20 protein-coding genes are annotated in these 23,779 nt (G+C 71.3%); 6 read left to right on the top strand and 14 right to left on the bottom strand.

All coding sequences use genetic code 11. From position 1 onward, the window contains the following. Nucleotide 1: 1 nt before the first annotated feature. The 6 genes from AW270_RS35765 to AW270_RS35790 form a co-directional block, all read right to left on the bottom strand. Entirely contained in the window at nucleotides 2–1,162 is a 1,161-nt protein-coding gene (locus AW270_RS35765; protein WP_061300576.1) for a CynX/NimT family MFS transporter, read from the bottom strand. 23 nt (nucleotides 1,163–1,185) lie between these two features. Then, entirely contained in the window at nucleotides 1,186–2,637 is a 1,452-nt protein-coding gene (locus AW270_RS35770; RefSeq protein WP_061300577.1) for a benzaldehyde dehydrogenase, read from the bottom strand. A 58-nt stretch (nucleotides 2,638–2,695) separates the two neighbouring features. Continuing rightward, entirely contained in the window at nucleotides 2,696–3,892 is a 1,197-nt protein-coding gene (locus tag AW270_RS35775; protein WP_061300578.1) for an MFS transporter, read from the bottom strand. Between the two features lie 33 nt (nucleotides 3,893–3,925). Beyond that, nucleotides 3,926–5,197, bottom strand: coding sequence for an ABC transporter substrate-binding protein (locus tag AW270_RS35780; RefSeq protein WP_061300579.1), 1,272 nt, complete (start codon nucleotides 5,195–5,197; stop codon nucleotides 3,926–3,928). 72 nt (nucleotides 5,198–5,269) lie between these two features. After that, entirely contained in the window at nucleotides 5,270–5,983 is a 714-nt protein-coding gene (locus AW270_RS35785; protein WP_061300580.1) for an AMP-binding protein, read from the bottom strand. A 357-nt stretch (nucleotides 5,984–6,340) separates the two neighbouring features. After that, entirely contained in the window at nucleotides 6,341–8,770 is a 2,430-nt protein-coding gene (locus AW270_RS35790; RefSeq protein WP_061300581.1) for an ATP-binding protein, read from the bottom strand. A 151-nt stretch (nucleotides 8,771–8,921) separates the two neighbouring features. Here AW270_RS35790 and AW270_RS35795 point away from each other — a divergent pair, with 151 nt between their 5' ends. After that, on the top strand, nucleotides 8,922–10,823 hold the full coding sequence (locus AW270_RS35795) for an ABC transporter ATP-binding protein (protein ID WP_061300582.1): 1,902 nt from the start codon (nucleotides 8,922–8,924) through the stop codon (nucleotides 10,821–10,823). Here the strand turns inward: AW270_RS35795 and AW270_RS35800 are convergent. The 3 genes from AW270_RS35800 to AW270_RS35810 all read right to left on the bottom strand — a co-directional run bounded on the left by AW270_RS35800 (nucleotide 10,820) and on the right by AW270_RS35810 (nucleotide 13,391). Then, nucleotides 10,820–12,265, bottom strand: a complete 1,446-nt coding sequence (locus AW270_RS35800; RefSeq protein WP_082802107.1) for a peptidoglycan D,D-transpeptidase FtsI family protein — start codon at nucleotides 12,263–12,265, stop codon at nucleotides 10,820–10,822. The two genes, AW270_RS35795 and AW270_RS35800, sit on opposite strands and share 4 nt — an antisense overlap. 76 nt (nucleotides 12,266–12,341) lie before the next feature. Continuing rightward, nucleotides 12,342–12,719, bottom strand: a complete 378-nt coding sequence (locus AW270_RS35805; protein WP_061300584.1) for a MerR family transcriptional regulator — start codon at nucleotides 12,717–12,719, stop codon at nucleotides 12,342–12,344. Between the two features lie 39 nt (nucleotides 12,720–12,758). Then, a complete protein-coding gene (locus AW270_RS35810) occupies nucleotides 12,759–13,391 on the bottom strand; it encodes a TetR/AcrR family transcriptional regulator (RefSeq protein ID WP_061300585.1) in 633 nt (210 codons plus the stop codon). 73 nt (nucleotides 13,392–13,464) lie between these two features. On the opposite strand from AW270_RS35810, the gene AW270_RS35815 reads away from it, so the two are divergent. Next, nucleotides 13,465–14,724, top strand: coding sequence for a GH1 family beta-glucosidase (locus AW270_RS35815; protein ID WP_061300586.1), 1,260 nt, complete (start codon nucleotides 13,465–13,467; stop codon nucleotides 14,722–14,724). On the opposite strand, the gene AW270_RS35820 is transcribed toward AW270_RS35815, so the two are convergent. After that, on the bottom strand, nucleotides 14,706–15,584 hold the full coding sequence (locus tag AW270_RS35820; RefSeq protein WP_061300587.1) for a coiled-coil domain-containing protein: 879 nt from the start codon (nucleotides 15,582–15,584) through the stop codon (nucleotides 14,706–14,708). The two genes, AW270_RS35815 and AW270_RS35820, sit on opposite strands and share 19 nt — an antisense overlap. Nucleotides 15,585–15,781: 197 nt before the next feature. On the opposite strand from AW270_RS35820, the gene AW270_RS35825 reads away from it, so the two are divergent. Next, nucleotides 15,782–17,218 (top strand): aldehyde dehydrogenase, encoded by a 1,437-nt coding sequence (locus AW270_RS35825; protein ID WP_061300588.1) that lies wholly within the window; start codon nucleotides 15,782–15,784, stop codon nucleotides 17,216–17,218. 61 nt (nucleotides 17,219–17,279) lie between these two features. Here the strand turns inward: AW270_RS35825 and AW270_RS35830 are convergent, their stop codons facing one another. After that, on the bottom strand, nucleotides 17,280–18,035 hold the full coding sequence (locus AW270_RS35830; protein WP_245675020.1) for an alpha/beta hydrolase: 756 nt from the start codon (nucleotides 18,033–18,035) through the stop codon (nucleotides 17,280–17,282). 169 nt (nucleotides 18,036–18,204) lie between these two features. Between AW270_RS35830 and typA the strand changes: the two genes are divergently transcribed. After that, nucleotides 18,205–20,058 carry a translational GTPase TypA gene (gene typA / locus AW270_RS35835; RefSeq protein ID WP_061300590.1) on the top strand — a complete coding sequence of 618 codons (1,854 nt, stop codon included), beginning with the start codon at nucleotides 18,205–18,207 and terminating at the stop codon, nucleotides 20,056–20,058. 92 nt (nucleotides 20,059–20,150) lie between these two features. Then, nucleotides 20,151–20,777: a superoxide dismutase family protein gene (locus AW270_RS35840; protein WP_061300591.1), complete on the top strand. Its 627-nt coding sequence runs from the start codon at nucleotides 20,151–20,153 to the stop codon at nucleotides 20,775–20,777. A gap of 125 nt (nucleotides 20,778–20,902) precedes the next feature. On the opposite strand, the gene AW270_RS35845 is transcribed toward AW270_RS35840, so the two are convergent. Genes AW270_RS35845 through AW270_RS35855 form a run of 3 tightly spaced genes read right to left on the bottom strand, consistent with a single transcriptional unit; the run spans nucleotide 20,903 to nucleotide 22,644 of the window. Further along, nucleotides 20,903–21,526, bottom strand: a complete 624-nt coding sequence (locus tag AW270_RS35845; protein WP_061300592.1) for a DUF2461 domain-containing protein — start codon at nucleotides 21,524–21,526, stop codon at nucleotides 20,903–20,905. Between the two features lie 9 nt (nucleotides 21,527–21,535). After that, on the bottom strand, nucleotides 21,536–22,309 hold the full coding sequence (locus AW270_RS35850; RefSeq protein ID WP_061300593.1) for a polysaccharide deacetylase family protein: 774 nt from the start codon (nucleotides 22,307–22,309) through the stop codon (nucleotides 21,536–21,538). Between the two features lie 29 nt (nucleotides 22,310–22,338). Then, nucleotides 22,339–22,644, bottom strand: coding sequence for a hypothetical protein (locus tag AW270_RS35855; RefSeq protein ID WP_061300594.1), 306 nt, complete (start codon nucleotides 22,642–22,644; stop codon nucleotides 22,339–22,341). A gap of 83 nt (nucleotides 22,645–22,727) precedes the next feature. On the opposite strand from AW270_RS35855, the gene AW270_RS35860 reads away from it, so the two are divergent. Continuing rightward, on the top strand, nucleotides 22,728–23,777 hold the full coding sequence (locus AW270_RS35860) for a sensor histidine kinase (RefSeq protein WP_082802108.1): 1,050 nt from the start codon (nucleotides 22,728–22,730) through the stop codon (nucleotides 23,775–23,777). The last annotated feature ends 2 nt before the right edge of the window (nucleotides 23,778–23,779 follow it).

Genomic DNA, 23,779 nt, shown 5'->3' on the forward strand with positions numbered 1-23,779 from the left:
ATCAGGTGCCCTGGGGTTGACGTGCGGCGAGATAACCCAACACCAATTGGACTCCGCAGACCCCCAGGCCCACGACCAGCGGGACCGTCCAGTCTCCGCTGACCTGGTAGATCGCGCCGATCACGACCGGGCCGATGGCGGCCAGGGTGTAACCGGTCGACTGGGCGACCGCCGACAGGGCGGTGACCGAGCGGGGGTCGGGCGCGCGCAGCGTGATGATCAGCAGGGCGAGGGCGATGGAGGCACCCTGGCCCACACCCAGCACGATCATCCAGAGCCACGGCAGGGTGGTCGGCCAGAACAGCACGCCGAGGTACCCCACGATGGTGATCAGGGCGGCGCCCACGACGTGCGGCACCTGGGATTTCGCCTTCCCCGCGTGAATCGGCACGGTCAGGGTGGCGGCGATCTGGGCCACGTTGGTGAGGCCCAGCAGGTATCCGGCGTCGTCGGCGCTGAGACCGGCGTCGGTGAAGATCGTCGGCAGCCACGCCAGCATGATGTAGAAGGTCATCGACTGGACGCCCATGTACGTGGCGACGTACCAGGTCACCCGGCGTCTCATCAGGGCGCGGAAGGGCCGGGGCGCCTGCGGCGCGGGCGGGACCGGCGGCTTCAGCACCTGGGGCAGCCAGACGATCGCGGAGACCAGGGCGAAGATCGCCGTGGTGGCGGCGGCCCACCGCCAGCCCATTTCCTGGGCCAGCGGCACCATCACGGCCGAGCCGAGGGCGGCGCCGCTGACCAGGCTGGTGACGTAGAGGCCGGTGAACAGGCCCACGCGGTCGGGGAAGTGCTGCTTGACCAGGCCGGGCATGATCACGTTCATGAACGCGATGGCGGTGCCGGCCATCGCCGCGCCCAGGTAGAGCGTGAAGACGCCCCCGGAGCTGCGGATGACGACTCCGGCGATGAGCAGCAGCATGCCCGCCATCAGGGTCCGGTCGAGACCGAGCCGGGAGGACAGGATCGGGCCCAGCGGGCCCAGCAGGCCGAGGCACAGCAACATGATCGTGGTGATGGCCCCGGCCGCCGCGGGGGAGAGGGACAGGTCGGACATGATCTCGCCGAGGAGCGGCGAGACTCCGGCAAGCGCCGGTCGCAGGTTGAGTGCCGCCAGGACGAACCCGGCGACCAGCAACAACCAGCCGTTCTTTCTCATGACCCGCGAACCTACAACATGGGTCAGAGCGGGTAAGCGGCGATGTCGCCCTGCATCGTCACCCACTGGGTGTGGGTGAACGCGTCGGCGTTGGCGCGGGCCCCGCCGAAGCGCGATCCGGTGCCGGAGGCGCCCAGTCCGCCGAAGGGCGCGACCGCCTCGTCGTCGACGGTCTGGTCGTTGATGTGGACGATCCCGGTGGGGATCCGCTCGGCCAGGTGCATGGCCTTCATGACGTCGCGGGTGAGGATGCCCAGCGAGAGGCCGTACTCGGTGTCGCCCGCCAGGGCCACGGCCTCCTCGATCGTCGAGAAGGGCAGGACCGGGGCGACCGGGCCGAACACCTCGTCGTCGTAGGCGGGGCCTCCTCCGGCCAGCACCGTCGGGCGGTAGAAGAGGTCCTCGTACGTCCCGCCCGCCGCCAGCCGCGCGCCCGCCTCGACGCTGCCGGTGACCAGGGCGTGCACCTTGTCGAGCTGGCCCTGGGAGATCAGCGGCCCCAGGGCGACCTGCTGGGTGGCGGGGTCGCCCACGGGCAGGTGGTCGGCCTTGGCGGCGAGACGCTCGACGTACTCGTCGGCGAGGGAGGCGTGCACCAGGTGACGGCCGGTGGTCATGCAGATCTGGCCCTGGTGCAGGAACGAGCCCCACGCCCCCGCCGAGACGGCCAGGTCGAGGTCGGCGTCGTCGAGCACGACCAGCGCCGAGTTGCCGCCGAGCTCCAGGTGGGCTCGCTTGAGGAGCCGTCCGCAGGCCTCGCCCACCTTGCGCCCGGCGGCGGTCGAGCCGGTGAACGAGATGACCGGCACCAGCGGGTCGGCGACCAGCGCCTCCCCCACGTCGGGCCCGCCGGGCAGCACGTGCAGCAGCCCCTCGGGCAGTCCGGCCTCCGCCAGCACCTGGGCGATCACCACGCCGCCGGAGACGGCGGTCCGGGGGTCGGGCTTGAGGACGACGGCGTTGCCGAGCGCGAGCGCGGGCGCCACCGAGCGGATGCCGAGGATGAGCGGCACGTTGAAGGGCGCGATCACGCCGACCACCCCGACCGGGATCCGCCGGGCCAGGCTCAGCCGCTTGCGGTTGGTGGGCAGGATCTCCCCGGTCGTCCCGGAGGCCAGGGCCGCCGCCTCGAAGCACTCCTGCGCGGCGACGTGGGTCTCCAGACCGGCTTTCGGCGGCACGGAGCCCGTCTCGCGGATGATCCAGTGGTGGATGTCCTCGGCGTACTGCTCGAAGAGGGCGCCCGCCCTCCGGAGCACGGCGGCGCGCTCCTCGAAGTTGGTCTCCGCCCACTCCCGCTGCGCGCGGGCGGCCTTGCGGACGGCGTCCCGCACGTCGGCGGCGTTCGCGATCCCGACCCGGCCGAGTTCGGCGCCGGTGGCGGGCTCGACCACGGCCGCGTCACCCGCCTGCGAGGTGATCCAGCCGCCGCTGCTGATGCGGCCGGTCCAGAGTTTGGGGTCCAGCAAAGACATGTGACCCTCCGAATATTTTTTGGGGTTCTGCCCGTTTTGTCAGGCCGAAATGGTCCCGTCAAGAGGGCCGGGCCAGCGGCCGCCACAGCAGCGCCCCCGCGAGGATCACCAGTCCGCCGCAGATCGCGATCGCGTAGTGGACGTCGACGATCTCGGCCAGGCCACCGGCCACCACCCCGCCGAGCCCCTGGACGGTCATCATCCCCGACCCCTGGAGCCCGAACGCCAGCCCGCGCCGCGCCTCCGGCACCGCGTCCACGAACGGCCGCTGCAAAACGAGCTGGTAGGCCAGCCCGCACCCCGCCAGGAACGCCAGGATCCCGGCCCACCACGGCCCCGGCGCGGCTGCGAAGCCGATCAGCGGCACGCCCATCAGCGCCACCAGCGGCAGCCCGAGCCGGTTGCGGCGGACCGGCGACACGAACCGCCCGACGACGAACTCCCCGAAGCCCATCCCGCCCGCCGTCGCGGCCAGCACGAACCCGGCCGCCCCGGCCTGCCCCATGCCGGTCAGATAGGGGATGAAGACCGCCTCCGAGCCGACCATGAACATCAGCGGCAGCCATCCGGCCAGCAGCAGCCCCCGGATGGTCCGGTCGCTGAGCAGCGCCCAGTTGCCGCGCAGGGTGGCGCGGACCGCGCCGGTGCCGTCGCCTGCCGCGCGCGGCGGCCGGTCGCTCAGGCCGAACCGGATGAGCGGCACCGCCACCAGCGAGAGCACGGCGGTGATCAGCAGCGCGCCCTCCGGCCCGGTCAGCGCGAGCATGGCCCCGCCGACCGCGAGCCCGGCGATCTGCGACCCCGCGCCGGTCATCGTGAACAGCGCCCGGCCGAGCACGAACCGGTCGCCTTCGAGCACCTCGGGCAGCACCGCGTTGCGCGCCGCCATGAACACGGCGGTGGGCACCCCGGTGACCAGCACGACGGTGAACATCGCCCACACCGGCAGCCCGGCGAACGCCAGGAGCAGGCACACCACGACCCGGACGAGCTCCCCGGCGACCATCAGCGACCGGGGCCTGATCCGGTCGGCCATCGACGACAGGAACAGGCCGCCGAGCATCATCGGCAGGAAGCCGAGCATCCACGAGATCGCCGACAGCCCGGCCGACTGGGTCCGCTCGAAGACGATGACGGAGAACGCCAGCATCTTGACCGACTCGCTCAGCGTCAGCAGCAACTGGCTGCCGAACAGCACCCGGAACTCACCGATCCGGAAGAGTTCCCCGAAGGTCGCGCCGCCCGCCACAGTCATCGGGCGATGCTATGACAAAGATGACAAAACGGTCTATTGACCACTGTTTTTCGCTGCCAGCACCAAAGCCCGCTGCAACTCCGCCACGTCGGGGTTCTCGATGAAGATGCCGACCGCGTCGTTGATGGCCGCCCGCCAGCCGTCGTTGGCCACCACGCCGTGCTGGATCGACCCGGCGAGCTCGTCGCGGGACCACTCGTCGAGGTTCCAGGCCAGATAGTCCTGGTAGAGGGCCGTGTCGGCGTCGCGCCGGGCCGGGATCGAGCCCTTGAGCGGGTTGAACGCGTCCTGCCCCGCCTTGCTGGCGGCCACCTTGAGCCAGGCCAGCGCGCCCTCCCGGTTGGGGGCGCCGCGCGGCAGCGTGAAACTGTCCGAGAGCCACATGAAGGCGCCGGAGGTGCCCGGCGAGGCCGCCCAGTCGAAGTCGGTCTTCGAGGTCCTGCCGAGCCCGCCGTCGGGCGGGTTGTGGAAGTAGCTGTAGGCCCAGTCGCCCATGACGGTGAACGCGGCCTCGCCGTCGGCGACCTGCTTGGCGGCCGGCTGCCAGTCGGCCTGCGGCGGCCCGGTGAGCGCCAGGATCTCCGCGAAGTCGGTCAGCGCCCGCTTCATCGCCGGGCTGTTCCAGTCGGCGTCGGCGCTCCACAGCTTGTTGTACGCCCTGGTCCCCAGCGACCCCAGCAGCACGCTCTCGAAGAGGTGCACGACGGTCCACTGCGGCCCGATGGCCAGCGGGATCTTCCCGGTGTCGCGCACCTTGCCGAGCGCGGTGAGGAACTGCGGTACCGTCTGCGGCGGCCCCGGCAGCCCGGCCGCCGCCAGCACCTTCGGGTTGAACCACAGCACGTTCGACCGGTGGATGTTGACCGGGATCGAGTAGATGTCGCCGTGGACCGAGATCTGCTCGACGAGCTGGGGCGGGAAGGCGTCGCGCAGCTTCAGTTCGTCGTACAGGAAGTTGAGGGGTTCGAGCTTGCCGGCGGTGATGTAGCCCTGGAGCTCGGCGCCCGCGTGGCCCTGGAAGGTGTCGGGCGGCTGGTTGGCCTGGAGCTTGCTGGCTAACAGAGCGCGCGCCTGGTCGCCCGAGCCGCCTTCGACGGCCGCGTCGACGAACGTGAAACCGGGGTTCTGCTTCTCGAACAGGGAGCGCATCGCCTTGAGCCCGTCGGCCTCGCCCAGGCCTGTCCACCAGGAGAAGACCTCGACGCGCTCCTTCGCGGAGGGCTCCGGGACCTCAGCCGCCTCGCCCGAGCACGACGTCACCAATACGAGCAGCGCCGCGGCGACCGCGGTCCATCGTCGCCTCATCGCGGCCGACCTCCGGGTGTGAAATGGCAGCCCATCAACCCACCACCGGCGCCGCCCCGTCAAGCAACGTTTCTATATACGCCTGACGACGCGTTTCCCGCACTCGACGACCGCCGCCACCGTCACCCCCAGCTCCCGCCCGCCGCCCGTCACCACCAGCGCTCCCTTCGCGAACGCCAGCCCGGCCAGCACGGCGAGGTCGGCCGAGCCCGACGGCGGCCAGTCGACCAGCACGACGTCGCGTTCGCCGAGGAACAGATGGCCGTCGAGCAGCGCCATCGCCTCGGCGAACCCGTCGTGGCCGAGGTCGCCCTCCTCGGCGACGACCGCCAGGCCGCCCGCAGGGGGCAGCGGCAGCGGGTCGAGACCGAGCAGCGCCTCGAACTCGGTCGCGCCGTGGCCGCCGCCGAACGAGACGACCTGCCGCACCCGGGAGGCCTCGGCCGCCGCGACCGCCTCGGCCGCCCGCCTCTCGCCGGTGAACATCAGCCGCACGTCGTGGGCGAGCAGCTCGGCCGGGTCGGGCACGGCCAGCGGCAGCGCCACCCCGCCCGCCGCGACGACCGCGAAGACGGCGGTGAGATGACCGTGGACCCCGTCGGTGTAGACGGCGGCCGTCTGCCCGGGGCGGGTCCCCCTCCTGACCAGCCCCGAGGCGGCCCCGAGAACGGTCGACGCGAACGTCTCGTGGCTGACGGCCCGGCCCTCGCCGAAATCGATCAGCGCCGGCCGGTCGGCCCACAGCGCGGATCGGCCGAACACCGCGCCGGTGACCCCTGACTCCATGTCCGTGACCGTACGGGCCGGGCTCCCGCCCCGGAATCCGCATAAGTGTGTAGCCGCGTATGTAACAGCGAACGGGGTGGCGGGCCCGGGTCCTGCGCGACCCGGGCCCGCGGGCCACCTGCCCCCGGTCTCGGTCTCCACCCCTCCGAGGTGACCTCGACCGGCGTGACGGGCACGCGGCCGTTTCCAGATGCCCCCCCTGACGTCCGGCTTCAGTAGGCATCCGCCCTCGCGGGCCGGATGACGGCCACGGAGTCGCCGCGCACCCGAACCACACAGCAACCGTAGATCGGCACGGCCCGTCCTCACATCGGCTGAAGTGCGCATGTGGGTGTGTAGACGAGAGGCGCCCGCCGTCTACACACCGTGCTCGACGACCCAGGTGGCGACCTGGGTGCGCGAGGTGAAACCGAGCTTGGCCAGGATGTTGGCGACGTGGCGGGCAACGGTGGCCTGGCTGATGACGAGCTCGTCGGCGATGGCCCGGTTGCTCAGCCCGCGCGCGACCAGTTCGGCGATCTCGCGTTCGCGGGCGGTCAGCGTGCTCTGCGGGGTGACCGCGACCGGCGCGACCACGGGCGCCGGGCTCCCCGCCGACTCCTCCAGCGCGAGGGTGACGGCCGTGTCGAACGGCAGCGTGAGCCCCTCCGACCACAGCGCCGCCACGACGGGCTCGCCCAGTTCGTCGCGGGCGGGCGCCAGCACGCTCTCCACCCGGGCGCCCGGCCGGCCGCTGCGCAGCCCGGCGGACGCGGCGGCCAGCAGCACGGCCCGGCGAGCGTCGCCCTGCTTCAGGTAGAGCGACGCGAAGGCCTCCAGGCGGCGGGCCGACTGCATGCGCAGCCCGGCGTCCCGGCCGAGCCGCAGCGCCTCGCCCAGCCGGCGGCGCGCCTCGGGCAGGTCGCCCGCGTCGAGCGCCACCGACCCCAGCCCGGCCAGGCAGGAGATGAGCCACTGCCGGGCGTCGAACGTGCGGACGATGCGCAGCGCCCGGGTGAAGTGGTGGCGGGCGGCCTGGAGGTCGCCCCGGCGGCGGGCGGTCTGCCCCAGCCCCGACAGGCCGATGACCAGCGCCAGGTGGTTGTCGAGCGCGGTGGCCAGCGCGACCAGGCGTTCGGCCGACCGCTGCGCCTCGCGCAGCCGCCCCTGGGCCAGCGCGAGGAAGGCGCGGGTGCCGTGCCCCTCGGCCTCCAGGATGCGCTCGCCACTGGCGCGGGCGATCGAGATGGACGCCTCCAGCCGCGTCTCGGCCGGTTCGGAGCCGTCGCTGATGGCGAGCACGAGCAGCGCCTGCCCCTCGCCGAGCCGGTCGCTGGCCTGACGGCACAGGTCGAGGGCCCGCCGGGCGCGGTCCCGCGCGCCGGCGAAGTCGGCGGTGTTCGACAGCAGGTTGGCGGTGAACGCCAGCGCCCGCCCGTGGGTGGCCGGGTCGATGCCGGGCTGGGCGAGCTCCACGAGCCGGTCGGCCCACCGGGTCAGCTCGGCCTGGAACCGGCCGCTGCCCAGCAGCATCCACCGCAGCCCGAGCAGCGCCTCCAGCATCGGCACGGCGTCGCCTCTGGTGAGCGACCACTCGACCGCCGCCCGCAGGTCGCTCTGGAGCCTCTCCAGTCGCTCGGTACGCCGGTGGACCGCCGGCCACGACCCCGCGTCGACCGCGATCTCCCAGTCGCGCGCGAACCGCACGAAGAAGTCGCGGTGCCGCCGCCGGGTCTCCTCCTCGTCGGGGCCGTCGAGCTGCTCGGCGGCGTACTGGCGGATGGTGTCGAGCAGCCGGTAGCGGGCCTCCCCCGCGAGCTCGCCGTCGACGACGACCAGCGACTTGTCGACCAGGGCGGTCAGGTGGCCCAGGACGTCGGCGGTCTCGACGGGACCGCCCGCGCAGACCTGTTCGGCCATCGGCAGGGTCCAGCCGGAGCGGAACACGGTGGCCCGGCGCAGCAGCACCCGCTCGGGCTCGGTGAGCAGGTCGTAGCTCCAGTCGACGGTGGCCCGGAGGGTCCGCTGCCGGGGCGGGGCGGTGCGGTCGCCCGCCGACAGCAGCCGGAACCGGTCGCCGAGCCGGGCCACGATCTGCGGGATCGACAGCACCCGGGTCATCCCGGCGGCCAGTTCGAGGGCCAGCGGCATCCCGTCGAGCGCGTGGCAGAGCCGCGACACGTCGGCCGCGTTGTCGCCGGTCAGCGTGAAGCCCGGCCGGACCGAGGCGGCGCGGTCCTGGAACAGCCGGACCGCCTCGTAGCCGCCGACGACGGCCGGGCCCGCGTTGTGGTCGGGGGGCAGCGCCAGCGGCGGCACCCGCCAGACGGTCTCGCCGGGCACCCGCAGCGGCTCGCGGCTGGTGGCCAGCACCCGGACCTCCGGGCAGTGTTCGGCCAGCCGCCGGGTGAGCCGCGCGCACTCGTCGACCACCGTCTCGCAGTTGTCGAGAAGGATCACCGCCTTGCGCCCGGCGAACACCTCGGCGACGGCCAGATCGAGGTCGCGCCCCGGCTCGCCCTCCACGCCCAGCACCGACGCGATGCGGCGGATCGTCTCCTTGGGGCGGGTGCCCTCGGGGAACTCCACCAGCCACGCGCCGTCGGGCAGGTCGCGGGCCAGCTCGGCGGCGACCCGCAGGCCCAGCCTGCTCTTGCCGATGCCGCCCACGCCGCAGAGCGTGACGACCCGGGTGGCCGTCATCAGCTGGACGAGCTCCTCGACGTCGGCCCCGCGTCCGACGAAGGCGTTGGGTTCCAGCGGGAGGTTGCCCTCGACGGCGATCGAGTGGGAGATCTCAGTGGTCATCGGCCCTCAGGAGTCGCCTTATGTGTGCTTCGGGGGGTACGTCGTCACAGGAAGTGTCGCACCAATTCCGGAACGTGCCCAGCTCGCATTCCGGTTTGACCCGTCACATCCCTGGTGCCGCTTTGTCGCCGGTCGAGCGCACACTGACGCCATGACTGTCTCTCCCGTCGACACGGACGACCCAGCAGAAAGCGATGATCTTCCGGACTTCTCCGACCTCGCCACGCACAAGTGGCACGAACACGACGACCTGATGAGCAGCGTGGGCTTCTTCACCGTGGCCCGCCGCCTGCCCGCTCTCATCATGCGGTCGCTCCGCATGGCCTGGGAGGCCAGCCCCCGCGACACCGTCGCCACCATCTCCCTGAACCTGCTGAGCGGAGTGTTCACCGCGTTCGGCCTGCTGGCCACCACGGGGGTGCTGGAGGCGCTGTTCGCCGCCGGCCCGACCCCCGAGCGGGTGCGGGACGCGCTGCCCGCCCTGCTGCTGGTCGGCCTCGCCGCCGTGCTGCGCACCACGTTCCAGGCGGGCGCGGGCTGGGCGCAGTCGCGCCTGCAGCCCCAGGTGCTCCGCATCGCCGAGAAGCGCCTCTACGGCCTCACCTCCAAGGTCGACCTGATCAGGTTCGACGACCCGGAGTTCCACGACGCGCTCCAGCGCGCCCGCAGCCGGGGGGTGAACTCCTCCGACGAGGTGGTCGGCTCGGCGATCGACGTGCTGACGGCGGCGATCAGGCTGGTCGCGGCGGGCGGCGTGCTGGGCGTGCTCCATCCGGTGCTGCTGCCGCTGCTGCTCCTGGCGGTGCTGCCGGACGCGTGGGCGACCGTCCGGGCCGCGCGCATGCAGTACACGACGATGCTGTCGCTGCTGCCCACCTACCGGCGCAAGTGGATCGTCAGCGAACTGCTGGCCGACCGCGACACCGCCGCCGAGGTGCGGTCGTTCACGATGCGCGGCTTCCTGCTGCGCGTCTACGACATGGTGGCCCGCAAGGAGCAGGACGTCATGGTCGACCTGGCCCGCCGCCAGACCACGGCCCGGCTGGTCGGCGAGGCGCTCGGAGGCGTCGGCACCGCGCTCGTCTTCGTCGCCCTCGGCCTGCTGCTGGCGGGCGGCTCGGTCCCGCTCGCCGTCGCGGGCACCGCCGTGCTGGCCGTCCGCACGGGTCAGGGCGCTCTCCAGCAACTCCTGTACGCCGTCAACCGCAGCTACGAGAACGGCCTCTACTTCACCGACTTCATCGACTTCTGCGACGCGTCGGAGAAGTCGCCGGTCATGGCGGGCTCGGGAGCGCCGCCCGACGGCTTCACCCGCATCACCGCCGAGGACGTCGTCTTCGGCTACCCCGGCAAGGACACCCCGGCGCTGAAGGGCGTCTCCATCCACATCAACCAGGGCGAGGTGGTCGCCCTGGTCGGCGAGAACGGGTCGGGCAAGACCACCCTCGCCAAGATCCTGGCCGGTCTCTACGAACCCCAGTCGGGCCGGGTCCGCTGGGACGACGTCGACCTGGCCACCGTCGACGCCCACGCCCTGCGCGGCCGGATCGCGGTCATCGCCCAGGACCACACCCGCTGGCCGCTGTCGGCCCGGCACAACATCACGATGGGCCTGAACAAGGGCGAACCGGCCGTGGTGCGGGCGGCCGGGGTGGCCGGCGCCGACGAGGTCATCGACGAACTCCCCCACGGCTACCGCACCCTGCTCGACCGCAGGTTCAAGGACGGCCAGGAGCTGTCCGGCGGCCAGTGGCAGCGCATCGCGGTGGCCCGCGGCTTCTACCGCGACGCCCCCCTGCTGATCTGCGACGAGCCGACCGCCGCCCTCGACGCGCGGGCCGAGCACGCGCTGTTCGAACGCATCCGCCGGCACGCCGACGGCCGGACGGTCCTCCTCATCACCCACCGCCTGGCCAGCGTCCGCTACGCGGACCGCGTCTACGTCCTGGACCACGGCCGGGTCGTCGAGGAGGGCACCCACGACGAACTGATCGACCGCCAGGGCATCTACGCCGACCTCTACGGCCTCCAGGCCAGGGCCTACCAGGCCTAGAGCAACGCCCGCATCACCGCTCGGGCGATCGGGGCTGCCACCTGGCCGCCGAAGCCGCCGTGTTCGACGAGCACGCCGACGGCCGCCACCGGGTCGTCGGCGGGCGCGAACGCGGTGAAGATGGCGTGGTCGGAGCCCTCGTTCTCGGCGGTGCCGGTCTTGGCGGCGACCTTCACGCCGGGGATCGCGGCGGCGGTGCCGGTGCCGCCGGGGCCGGTCACGGCGATCATCATCTCGGTCAGCCGGTCGGCCACGGCCGTCGGCATCGCGTCGCGGTATTCGGCCGGGTCGGTCGAGCGGACGATCGTGCCGTCGCGCAGCCGGACCTCGTCGACCAGGTAGGGGCGCATCAGGGTGCCCCCGTTGGCGACCGCCGCCGAGATCATCGCTATGTTCAGCGGGGTGGCGCGGTCGTCGTACTGGCCGATGGCGCTCATCGCGGTCTGGGCGCGGTCGAGGCCGGTGGGGTAGACGCTCTCGGCCACGGCCAGCGGCACCTTCAGGCCCGTGTCGCCGAAGCCGAAGGCGGCCGCCCAGCGGCTCAGCTCCGCCTCGCCGAGTTCGAGGCCGAGGTCGGCGAAGGCGGTGTTGCACGACATCACGAAGGCGTCCAGGAGCGCGGGGGTGCCGTCGCCGCACTCCTCGCCGCCCGAGTTGCGCAGCCACGTCTGGGTGCCGGGCAGCTTCATCCGGGCGGGGGCCCGGATCTCGGTCTCGGGGTCGTAGTCGCCGGAGGCCAGCGCCGCCGCCGCGGTGATCACCTTGAAGGTCGAGCCGGGCGGGTAGTTCTCGCCGATCGCGCGGTTCAGCAGCGGCCGCGCGGGGTCGCGCTGGAGTTTCCGGTCGTACGCCGCCAGCTGGTCCGCGTCGAAGGTCGCGAACCCGTTGGGGTCGAACGAGGGCAGCGACACCATGGCGAGGATCGCGCCCGTGCGCGGGTCGAGGGCGACCACCGCGCCGCGCCTGCCGGTGGCGGCGAGCCCGTCGTAGGCGGCCTTCTGGGCGCGCGAGTCGAGCGTCAGCGTCACGGTCGCGCCGCGGTCGATGTCCTTGAGGAGCGCGCGGACGCGCACCCGGGGATCCTCACCGGTCAGGGAGCCGTCCTCGGCGCCCTCGATGCCGGTCGTGCGGTAGAGCGAGATGTAGCCGGTGGCGGGCGCGTAGACCGGGCCCTGCGGGTAGACGCGCCGGTAGGCGAAGCGCTGGCCGGCGATGGGTTCGCTGACCGCGACCACGGTGCCGTCGCGCAGCCTCACCTGGCCCCGGGGCTCGTCGAACCGCAGGATCATCGTGCGGTTGTTGCGCGGGTCGGCCATCAGGTGGTCGTACCGGAACGCCTGAAGCCAGGTCACGTTGCCGAGCAGTGCGAACAGCATCAGCCCGGAGACCGCCGCGACGCCGCGCAGCGGCACGTTCATGCGCCCGGCGCGCGGACCCGCCATGATCGCCCCCTCTCCCGGACACCGGTCTAACAGCCGGACCGGAAAGAGGAGGCTCGGGAGGGGTAAAGCGGGGGAACTAGATCGCCTCGGCGACGATCACGTGGTCCTTGTAGTAGTCGATCTTGCGCTGGATCGCGCCCTGTTTGTGGCGCAGGTCGGCGACCTGCTCCTCGACCTGTCTGTCGTGCGCCTCCAGCAGGCGGATGCGCTCGGGGATGGTGTGGTCGCCCGCGCGGGTCAGCTCGGCGAAGCGCAGCATCTCGGCGATCGGCATGCCGGTGTCGCGGAGACAGCGGATCATGCCGAGCCAGCCGACGTCGCCGTCGGTGAACCTGCGCTGACCGGCCGAGTTGCGGCCGACGTTGCCGAGGAGCCCGATCCGTTCGTAGTACCTGAGCGTGTCGAGGCTGAACCCCGTCTCCTCGACGACCTGTCCGGGTGTGTAAACGGCCATGCACCGCATCATCACACCTGGAGTCGGCTCCAGGTCAAGCTAGCCGAGATGGTCGGACAGGTACCTGCGCACCAGCCGCTTGCACTCGGCGATGAGGTCGGGGTCGCCGTCGGGGCAGGCCCGGAAGGCCAGCTTGAGCACGGCGTCGGCGGCCTCGACGGCCACCACGAACGCGCGTGCCTGCTCGTCTCCGGCGGGCACGCCGATCAGGCCGATCAGCAGCCCGCGCAGCCGGTCGGCGACCACGAGGTTGTCTTCGAGCGCCTCGTCGAGCATCCGGGAGGTGCCGGGCGCGGCCAGCGCCACGCCGAAGTCGAAGACGTTGAAGCCCGGCATCGACCGCTTCATCCAGACGAACTCGTCGATGACGAGGTCGGTGGCCTCGGTCCAGTCGGAGATCCGGGTCGCCGCGAGCGTCGCGGTGACACGGGCCAGGAAGGCGTCGAGGTTGCGGAACGCGAGCGCCCGGACCAGTCCCTGCTTGTCGGGGAAGAACTGGTAGAAGGTGCCGATGGGGACCTCGGCCCGGCGGGCGACCTCTTTGGTGGTGAGCCCCTCGTAGCCCACCTCGTCGAGCAGCCGGGCGCACTCTTCGAGCATGCGCTCCACCCTCTCGGCGCTCCTGCGCTGGGCGGGTTTGCGGCGCAGGGTGCCGGTGGCCGTGTTTGTCATGAACCCATTTTCTCCCGGTCCGATTGCGAACGAGTTAACCTGAGTCGCGCTCGCGTTCTAGGAGGGTCCGCTGATGTTCCTGTGGGGTGCGGCGACGGCCGCGTTTCAGATCGAGGGGGCCCTCTCCGAGGACGGGCGGGGGCCGTCGATCTGGGACTCCTTCGGGCCCGTCCGCGACGGCCACACCGCCGAGGTCGCCTGCGACAGCTACCACCGCTGGGCCGACGACGTCGCGCTGCTGGCCGGCCTGGGCGTGAACGCCTACCGGTTCTCGGTGGCCTGGACCAGGATCCAGCCCGAGGGCGCCGGCCCCGCCAACGCGAAGGGGCTCGACCACTACGAGCTCCTCGTCGACGCCCTCCTGGCGGCCGGGATCACGCCCGCGCTCACGCTCTTCCACTGGGACCTGCCCCAGGCCCTCCAGGACCGCGGCGGGTGGCTCGACCGCGAGACGGCCCACCGCTTCGCCGACTACGCGTCGCTGGTGGCCGGGCGGCTGGCCGACCGCGTGGGCTTGTGGATCACCCTGAACGAGCCGTTCGTGCACACCGTCTTCGGCCACGGGCTCGGGGTGCACGCCCCCGGCCAGGCCCTCTTCCTGGACGCCCTCCCCGCCGCCCACCACCAGCTCCTCGGCCACGGCCTGGCCGTCGGCGCGCTGCGGGCGGCGGGCGCGGAGACCGTGCTGATCACCAACAACCTGAGCCCCGTCTGGCCGGCCTCCCCGTCGGCGGAGGACCGCGCCGCCGCCGACGCCTACGACGCCCTGCACAACCGGATGTTCAACGACCCGGTGTTCCTGGGGACCTATCCCGACCTGACCGCCTTCGGCCTCGACGCGATGCCCGGCCTGCGCGACGGCGACCTCGCGGTCATCGGCGCCCCGATCGACGGCCTGGGCGTCAACTACTACAACCCGACGCGGATCTCCGCCCCCGAGTCGCCCGAGCTCCCCTTCACCGACGCCGGCGTCGAGGGCTACCCGCTGACCGCCTTCGGCTGGCCGGTCGTCCCCGACGGCCTCCGGGAGCTCCTCACCGGGCTGCACGAGCGCTACGGGGTCCCTCTCTACGTCACCGAGAACGGCTGCTCGTACGAGGGCCTCGACGACCACGACCGCATCGCCTACCTCGACGGCCACATCACCGCCGCCCTGGAGGCCAGGGCCGACGTGCGGGGCTACTTCGTCTGGTCGCTGCTGGACAACTTCGAGTGGGCCGAGGGCTACCACCAGCGGTTCGGGCTGGTCCACGTCGACTTCGAGACCGGGGCGCGCACGCCGAAGGCGTCGTACCGGTGGTTCAGGGAGCGGATTCAGAGCACCGACACGTGAACGTGGTCGTAGTGGTTGGCGGTCGCGCCGCCCCGGTCGGCCATCATCTTGCCGGGGGCGCCGGTGCGGATGTCGTAGTACTTCTGCTGCCAGATCACGTACATGATCCCTAGAGCCCGCCCGTTGGTGATGCACCACTGGAGCAGGGCGTCGCCGCGGGCCTTGTTGTTGCCGCTGGCCATGCTGCCGCCGCCGGACATCATGAAGTCGCAGGCGCGGCCCTTGCCGTGTTCGCCGAAGTCGCCGGGACGCAGGCACCCCACGCCGTAGGGCATCGGGAACTGGGCCTGGATCGCGTTGCGGATGCTGACCATGCGGGCGGTGAGGCCGGTGCCGGCGTCGGGGGTCTGGAAGCCGAACTTGGCCAGCAGCTTCTCGACGTCGGCCTGCTTGCCCTTCAGCTCCTTGATGTCCTTCTCCAGATCGGCGATCTTCTGGTCGGCCTCTTTGGCGGCCTGTTTCTGCCGGTCGATGAGGCGCCGCACGTTGCCGAGCCGCTCCACCTTCTCGCTCGACAGCCAGGCGAGGGTGGCCGCCTGGGCGGGGTCGGCGGCCATCGTGAAGATGCTGACCGCGTCGACGCCGCCGCCCATGTAGGTGGTCTGGGCGAACTGGATCGCCCGGCGCTCGGCCGCGCCGAGGTCCCTCTTCAGCTTCTTGACCTTGGCGTCGGCCCGCTCGGCGGCCTTGCGGGTGTCGTCGAGGGTGGCGATCTCGCCCCGGTAGGCCTTGGCCAGGGCGGCGGCCTGTTTGGTCAGCTTGTTGAGCTTGGCCTGCTGGTCGGGCTCGGCCTCGGAGGGCGAGACGCACAAGACGAGCAGGAGACCGGAGACGAGCAGACACGCCAGCGATCGACGCATGCGCCCTCCCCTCCCAGTCGGACCGAAACTATAGAAGACGATCTTGGTGGTCGCCACCGGAACCAGGGAACCCATGCGCCTTTGGCGAAGATTCATCCGTTTCGCATGGGACGAGATGATGCGCCGGGACTGTCCCGTCCTTGCCAAGGCCTCACAGAACATGATTCGGTCGGTGCACACGTATGGGAGGCGCATCCATGATCCAGCACGACACGCTCTTCATCGGCGGCGACTGGGTTTCCCCGGCGGGCACCGGCACGATCGACGTGGTCTCGCCGCACACGGAGGAGATCGTCGGCCGGGTCCCCGAGGGCACCCCCGCCGACCTCGACCGGGCCGTCGCCGCCGCGCGCGAGGCCTTCGACCACGGCCCCTGGCCCCGCCTGACGATGGCGGAGCGGGCCGAGGCCCTGGGCCGCCTGGCCGGGCTCTACGCGGCCCGCGCCGCCGAGCTCGCCGACCTGATCACCCTGGAGATGGGCTCGCCCATCACCTTCTCCCACTTCGGCCAGGTCGGCCCGCCGACCGGGGTCCTCCAGTGGTACGCCGAACTGGGCAAGACCTTCCAGGTCGAGGAGCAGCGGCCGGGCATGTTCGGCGCGGTCACCGTCCGCCGGGAGCCGGTGGGGGTGGTGGCGGCCGTGGTGCCGTGGAACGTCCCGCAGTTCGTCATCATGACCAAGCTGGCCCCCGCCCTGCTCGCGGGCTGCACGGTCGTGGTCAAGCCCGCCCCGGAGACCCCGCTCGACGGCTACGTCCTGGCCGAGGTGATCCGCGAGGCGGGGATCCCGGCCGGTGTGGTCAGCATCGTCGCGGCCGGGCGCGAGGCCGGCGAGCACCTGATCTCCCACCCGGGGATCGACAAGGTCGCCTTCACCGGCTCCACCGCCGCCGGGCGGCGCATCGCCTCGATCTGCGGCGAGCAGCTCAAGCGGGTCAGTCTGGAGCTCGGCGGCAAGTCGGCCGCGATCATCCTCGACGACTGCGACCTGCCCTCGGCGATGGGCATGTTCTCGATCGCCTCCCTGCTCAACAGCGGCCAGGCCTGCGTGGCGCAGACCCGCGTCCTGGCCAGCCGCAGCCGCTACGACGAGGTCGTGCAGGCGGTCGCCGAGATGGCCGCCGGGCAGCAGGTCGGCGACCCGGCCGACCCGGCCACCGGCATCGGCCCGATGGTGGCCAAGCGCCAGCAGGAGCGGGTGGAGGGCTACATCCGCCTCGGGCTGGAGGAGGGCGCCAAGGCCGTCGTCGGCGGCCTCGACCGCCCCCACGCAAAGGGCTGGTACGTCGCCCCGACGGTCTTCGCGGGCGCGACCAACGACATGAGGATCGCCCGCGAGGAGATCTTCGGCCCGGTCCTCACGGTGATCCCCTACGACGACGAGGCCGACGCGATCCGGATCGCCAACGACAGCGACTACGGCCTGTCGGGCAGCGTGTGGACCGCCGACGTCGACCACGGCATGGACATCGCCCGTCAGGTCCGCACCGGCACCTACGGCGTCAACATGATGAACCCGCTGGAGAGCGGCACCCCGTTCGGCGGCTTCAAGGCCAGCGGCATCGGCCGCGAACTCGGGCCGGAGGGCCTGGCGGGCTACCTGGAGTACAAGAGCATCGCGCGTTTGGGCTGAACCCGGGACCCTCGGGAGGGTGCCCAACGCGCCCCCGCGACGCTGGGCCCCTCCCGCACTTTCATGTAGACGACGCTCGGGCCGATTTGGTTCGGACGAAAATCCAGTCTTCGATCCGCCGGATCAGATCGGGGCTCGCGGCGGCCTCGGCGTGCCCGAATCCCGGCTCCACCCAGAGCTCCTTCGGCTCGTTCGCGCAGGCGTGGAGCTGCTCGGCGTGCTCCAGCGGGAAGAAGGCGTCGGCGTCGCCGTGCACGACCAGCAGCGGCTGCGGCGAGATCAGCGGCGCCGCCTCGAACGGCGCGAGCGGGACCGGGTCCCAGGCGCCCACTTTGATCCGGGTGCGCCGGCCCACTCTGGCCACCAGCCGGCCCAGGGGGCGCTCGATCGCCCAGTGGACGGTCCGCATCGGGCGGGTGCCCCGGTAGTACCACCGCGCCGGGCCGCTCACCGACACGACCGCGTCGACGCCCCGGTGGAGCGCGGCGTGCCGGACGGCCACCGCCGCGCCCATCGAGAACCCCACGGTCGCCACCTTCGCGTAGTGGGCGCGCGCATGGCGTACGGCCGAGTCGAGATCGAGGATCTCCAGGTCGCCCACAGTGCTCACCCCTGAGGACCGGCCGTGCCCCCGGAAGTCGAAGGCGATCACCCCGGCGCGCCGGGCGAACGCGGCGGCGATGCGCACATTGGCCGGGGAACGCCAGGTCCCGGTGAATCCGTGGGCCACCACGATGCCGAGATCACCGTCGCCGGGAAGGTGCGCCGCGTCGATCCGGACGCCGTCGGGAGTGCGCAGCATGGCCCCATAGATCATGGGCGCAACATTACGGCGCTGTGAATTGTCACCCTCTTGCGGGCGGCAGGCTCGGAGCGGTAATGGCGATCAACTAAACTTGGAACGCCGTGCCATGGCGCGGCCGAACGCGTCTCCCGATCGGGAGCGAGACGCGGCACCGCCCCGACAACCAGAGCGAGACTCAACTATGCCTATGAACAGCCGCGACGACCTGCGGAACCTCGCGATCATCGCGCACGTCGACCATGGCAAGACGACGCTCGTCGACGCCATGCTGTGGCAGTCCGGGGCGTTCCGCGCCAATCAGGACGTCGACGACCGCGTCATGGACTCCAACGACCTCGAGCGCGAGAAGGGCATCACCATCCTCGCGAAGAACACCGCCGTGAAGCACGGCGGTGTCACCCTCAACATCATCGACACGCCCGGCCACGCCGACTTCGGCGGCGAGGTCGAGCGCGGCCTGTCCATGGTCGACGGCGTGGTCCTGCTGGTCGACGCGTCCGAGGGCCCGCTGCCGCAGACCCGCTTCGTGCTCCGCAAGGCCCTGTCGGCCAAGATGCCGGTCATCCTGTGCATCAACAAGGTCGACCGTCCCGACGCCCGCATCGCCGAGGTCGTCGACGAGGTCTACGAGCTCTTCATGGACCTCGACGCCACCGAGGAGCAGATCGACTTCCCGATCGTCTACGCGTCGGCCAAGGCCGGCCGCGCCTCGCTGAAGCGCCCGGCCGACGGCGGCATGCCCGAGGAAGAGGACCTCGAGCCGCTGTTCGAGACCATCTACAAGACGATCCCGGCCCCGGTCTACGACCCGGTCGCGCCGCTCCAGGCCCACGTCACCAACCTCGACGCGTCCAGCTACCTGGGCCGCATCGCGCTGTGCCGGGTCCACCAGGGCGAGATCAAGAAGGGCCAGCAGGTCGCCTGGTGCCGCACCGACGGCACCATCCAGCGGGTGAAGATCACCGAGCTGCTGATGACCGACGCGCTGGAGCGCAAGCCGGCCGACTCGGCGGGCCCCGGCGACATCATCGCCATCGCCGGCATCCCCGACATCATGATCGGCGAGACCCTCGCCGACCCCGAGGACCCGCGCCCGCTGCCGCTGATCACGGTCGACGAGCCCGCGATCTCGATGACCATCGGCACCAACACCTCGCCGCTGGTCGGCCGGGTCAAGGGCAGCAAGGTCACCGCCCGCATGGTGAAGGACCGGCTCGACAAGGAGCTCGTCGGCAACGTGTCGCTGCGGATCCTGCCGACCGAGCGGCCCGACGCGTGGGAGGTCCAGGGCCGTGGCGAGCTGGCGCTGGCCATCCTGGTCGAGCAGATGCGCCGCGAGGGCTACGAGCTGACCGTCGGCAAGCCCCAGGTGGTCACCAAGGAGATCGACGGCAAGCGTCACGAGCCCGTCGAGCGCCTGACCGTCGACTGCCCCGAGGAGTACCTGGGCGCGGTCACGCAGCTCCTGGCCGTCCGCAAGGGCCGCATGGAGCACATGACCAACCACGGCACCGGCTGGATCCGGATGGAGTTCATCGTCCCGGCCCGCGGCCTGATCGGCTTCCGGACCGAGTTCCTCACCGAGACCCGCGGCACCGGCCTGGTCCACCACGTGTTCGAGGCCTACGAGCCCTGGTTCGGCGAGCTCCGCACCCGCAACAACGGCTCCCTGGTCGCCGACCGCTCCGGCCCGGTCACCGCGTTCGCGATGACCAATCTCCAGGAGCGCGGCGTGCTGTTCGTCAGCCCCACCACCGAGGTGTACGAAGGCATGATCGTCGGCGAGAACTCGCGCTCCGACGACATGGACGTCAACATCACCAAGGAGAAGAAGCTCACCAACATGCGGTCCTCGACCGCCGACGTCACCGAGACGCTGATCCCCCCGCGCCAGCTCTCCCTGGAGCAGGCGCTGGAGTTCATCCGCGACGACGAGTGCGTCGAGATCACCCCGGAGACGGTCCGCATCCGCAAGGTCGTCCTCGACGCCTCCACCCGTGGCCGGACGGCCGCGCGGGCCAAGCGCGCCAACTAGATAACGGGGCCGCTTCGGCCTTTCTCCGTGCGAGCCTCCACCCTCTGTGCTTGCCTAGTCACGCAGAGTTGTGATCTGAGGGGGAGGCTCGCATGCCGGGCAAGGTTCATCTCGCGCTCGCCGGAGCGCTGCTCACGGGTGTCGGCGTCATCGGGGCCACCACGGTCGCCGAGGCCGGGCCCTGGAGCCGGGGCCGCTCGATCGCGCTTCACGACGCCGCCGGAACCCGCGTCGGCACCGTCGTGGTGCAGCGCAGAGGCGTCACCAAAGTCAGGATCGGGGTCCAGGTCAGAGGCCTGGCCCCGGGGTTCCACGGGTTCCACGTCCACACCGCGGGCGTCTGCGACCCCAAGTCGGTCGACCCGGCGACCAGCCAGGTCACGCCGTTCTTCTCGGCCGGGGGCCACCTCGACGTCGCCAAGCCGGCGGCCGAGCCCGACACGACCGTGCTGCCCGTCGCCCTCGCGCCGAAGAACCACGGCGACCACGCGGGCGACCTGCCGCCGCTGCTGGCGGGGGCCGACGGGGTGGCCGCCGCGTCGTTCACGACAGACCGGTTCAAGATCAGCAAGCTGACCGACGCCGACGGCGCGGCGTTCGTCGTCCACGCCCTGCCCGACAACCTCGCCCACGTGCCCGACCGCTACGGCGCGGCCGACGCGGTGACCCTGCGCACCGGCGACGCGGGCGGACGGGTGGCCTGCGGCGTCCTTCGCTGATTGAACTGCAAGTCAGTTCCAAGCTCCTGACGCCATGCTCGGAACATGAGAATCGTCAGCAGGGCCACCTACGCGGCACTCGCGGGCGCCTGGGCGCTGATCGCCCTGCTCGCCATCGTGATCGGCTAGCTCAGCCGGACCCGCAGCCAGTCGACCAGCGGGGTGAGCTCGCGCCACGCGGCGCGCACCCGCTGGGTCACCTCGGCGGTGTGGAACCAGGGATCGGGCTCGAAGCGGTGACCCGCGTAGAGAGTCCGGTGCTTCATCAACTCGATCCGGGGGTGGTCGGGGGAGACGCCACGGGGGCGCGTCTTCACCCGGTCACCCTCGATCGCGTATCGGCCGGGCAGCTCGGCCACGATCTTCTCCAGCTCACCGCCGTGGTCGTCGGCGTCGACGGCCGCCCGGTAGCGGTGGGTCATCTCGCCCGGCGACCACCAGCCGCCGGCCACATAGAGGCCCTCGGCGTCGACCTGGACGTAGAACCCGACTCCGTCGAGCTTGGCGACATAGGCGCCCTGGTGGTCCTTGTAGGGCGTCTTGTCCTTGGAGAACCGGACGTCCCGGTAGGGGCGGAACACGTGGGGCTCGCCGAACTCGGGCTCCAGCTCGGCCATCAGCTCCAGCATCGGGGCCTTGACGGCGCTGTCGTAGCGCTCCTTGTTGGCGGTCCAGTAGGCCTTGCTGTTGTCGGCGATCAGGCCTTCGTAGAACAGCAGGGCCTCGTCGGGGAACCCGGTGAATGCCATTGACCCACTTTATTTGGGCGGCCGGTTGTCGAAGTACTTGCGCCCCGGGGTCATCCGGCCGAAGAGCTCGCTGACGGTGACGTACACGAACCCCTTCTTGTCGAGCGCGTCGAGCAGGCGCGGCACCGACCGGACGGTCGACTCGTGGATGTCGTGGAGCAGGATCACCTCACCGGGCTTGGCCGAGGCCGACCGCCGGACGATGCGGTCGGGCTTGCGGACCAGCCAGTCCTGCGTGTCGACGCTCCAGATGATCTGGGCCAGCCCGTGGACCTTGCTGACCTCGCCCACCATCTTGTTGGTGGCGCCGTAGGGCGGGCGCATGGTGATCATGCGCACCCCGGTCGTCTTCCGGACGACCTGCTGGGTGCGGGCGAGCTGCCGGTCGACGCCGTGGCGGGACAGGCCCGACAACATCGCGTGGTCCCACGAATGGTTGCCCAGCTCGTGGCCCTCGGCCACCATCCGCTTGAGCAGCGGCGCCGACTGGGGTGTGACCAGTTTGCCGAGCACGTAGAAGGTCGCCTTGGCCTGGTGGCGGGCCAGATGGTTGAGCACCTTGTCGGTCTCGGCGCCGGGCCCGTCGTCGAAGGTCAGCGCGACACACTTGGCCTTGGCGCAGTCGACCTGCCGGATCGGCGGGAACGGCTGGCGGGGGAAGTCGGGCTGCGCGAGGGTCAGCTTCCGGTTCAGCAGATCGGGATCGGGGGTCTGCGCGTGTACCGGTGGCGTGTTCACCATGACACAGACGGTGACCGCCAGCAGCCGCAGATATCCCCGCATATATTCGTCCCCCCAGACGTCGAAGGGGGTTATGGATAGTCGTCCACGGTTTCCCCCCGCAGGACCTCGTTCTGGTCCTCCCACCAGGGCGGCACTTCCTTGATCAGACCGGCGTGCCGCCGGGCGACCCGGACGGCGCACCCCCTCGGATCATCTCCCGGGTGACGACATCGGGACGCACCTTCCCACCAGCGGAAATAGCCATCCCGATAGACCACCACCAAGCTGATCCACACACAGAGCGTAGCGTCGTCGCCCAGCTCATAGGCGCCGTTCACGCCGAGTTCGATCAAGTCCGAATGCAGTTTTTGAATAGCTGCGCGAGACTCACTCACCGGGGCAACCTCCAGGACGAGACGCGCACATTGGTGGATGTACCCAAATTTGGGACACCGCGCTGCAACGGCATGGAGTAATCATGAGACTCCAACCCGTCATCACGCAGCCTTTTTCACCGCAAGGTCTGCCGTCCCGGGAAGTTCCTGGTGTATTCGGTTTATTGTCGCTTCCTGACGCATTGTCACGACGCGGGCCGCTTGTTACGTTCATCCCCGTGCAGGCCCAACGGGGAAGTCGCGGTGCGGTGGCCTTCACGCACCTTGCTGTGCCATATGGGACGAGTGAGGAATACCTCCGGCTGGTGCTTCCGGCCCTCATCGACGGGCTGCGGCGGGGCGACCGCATCCTGTACGTGGCCCCGGAGGAGAACCTCGACCTGGTCCGGGCCCATCTGGGCCCCGACGCGTCCCGCATCCGCTCCATCCGCAGCCAGGACTGGTACGGCCACCCGGCCCGCGTCCTGGCCGAATACTTCGACTACGCCCGCCGGGGCGGCCCGTCGCTGCTGGTCGGCGAGCCGGTGTGGCAGACCGCCCGCGACGCGGCCGAATGGGCCAGGATCGAGGCCATCGTCAACATCGTCTGCGCCTCGCTCCGGGGCGCCGCGCTGTGCGTGTACCGCCGCCCCGCCGAGGAGGCGCTGCGCACCCACCCGCGCTACCTCGACACGGCCGGCGAACACCGCAGCGGCCGATACGTGCCCCCGCAGCGGATGAACTGGGAGCCCCCGCCGTTCCCCGCCGCACCGGAGAGCGCCCGGGTGATGGAGTTCGACCTGGCCACCGTACGGAACATGCGCTCCTTCGTCCGCGCCACCGCCACCGAGCTGGGCCTCGACGACGACGCGGCCGACTCCCTGGTCCTGGCGGCGGCCGAGATCGCGGCGAACGCGGTCGAACACGGCGCCGGGCACGGCACGGTGACGATGTGGCGGTCGGGGCCCGACCTGGTGTGCGAGATCACCAACCCCGACGGGGGCGGCATCGAGGTCGAGTTCCCCGGCTACATCCCGCCGGAGCAGGAGTCGCTGCGCGGCTACGGCCTGTGGATCAGCCGCCAGCTCTGCGACCTGATGGAGGTCCAGACGACCGGCCGGGAGTCCCGGATCCGCCTCCACATGAGCGTCTAGTT

This window comes from Herbidospora cretacea, from assembly GCF_001570605.1.
Classification (GTDB): domain Bacteria; phylum Actinomycetota; class Actinomycetes; order Streptosporangiales; family Streptosporangiaceae; genus Herbidospora; species Herbidospora cretacea.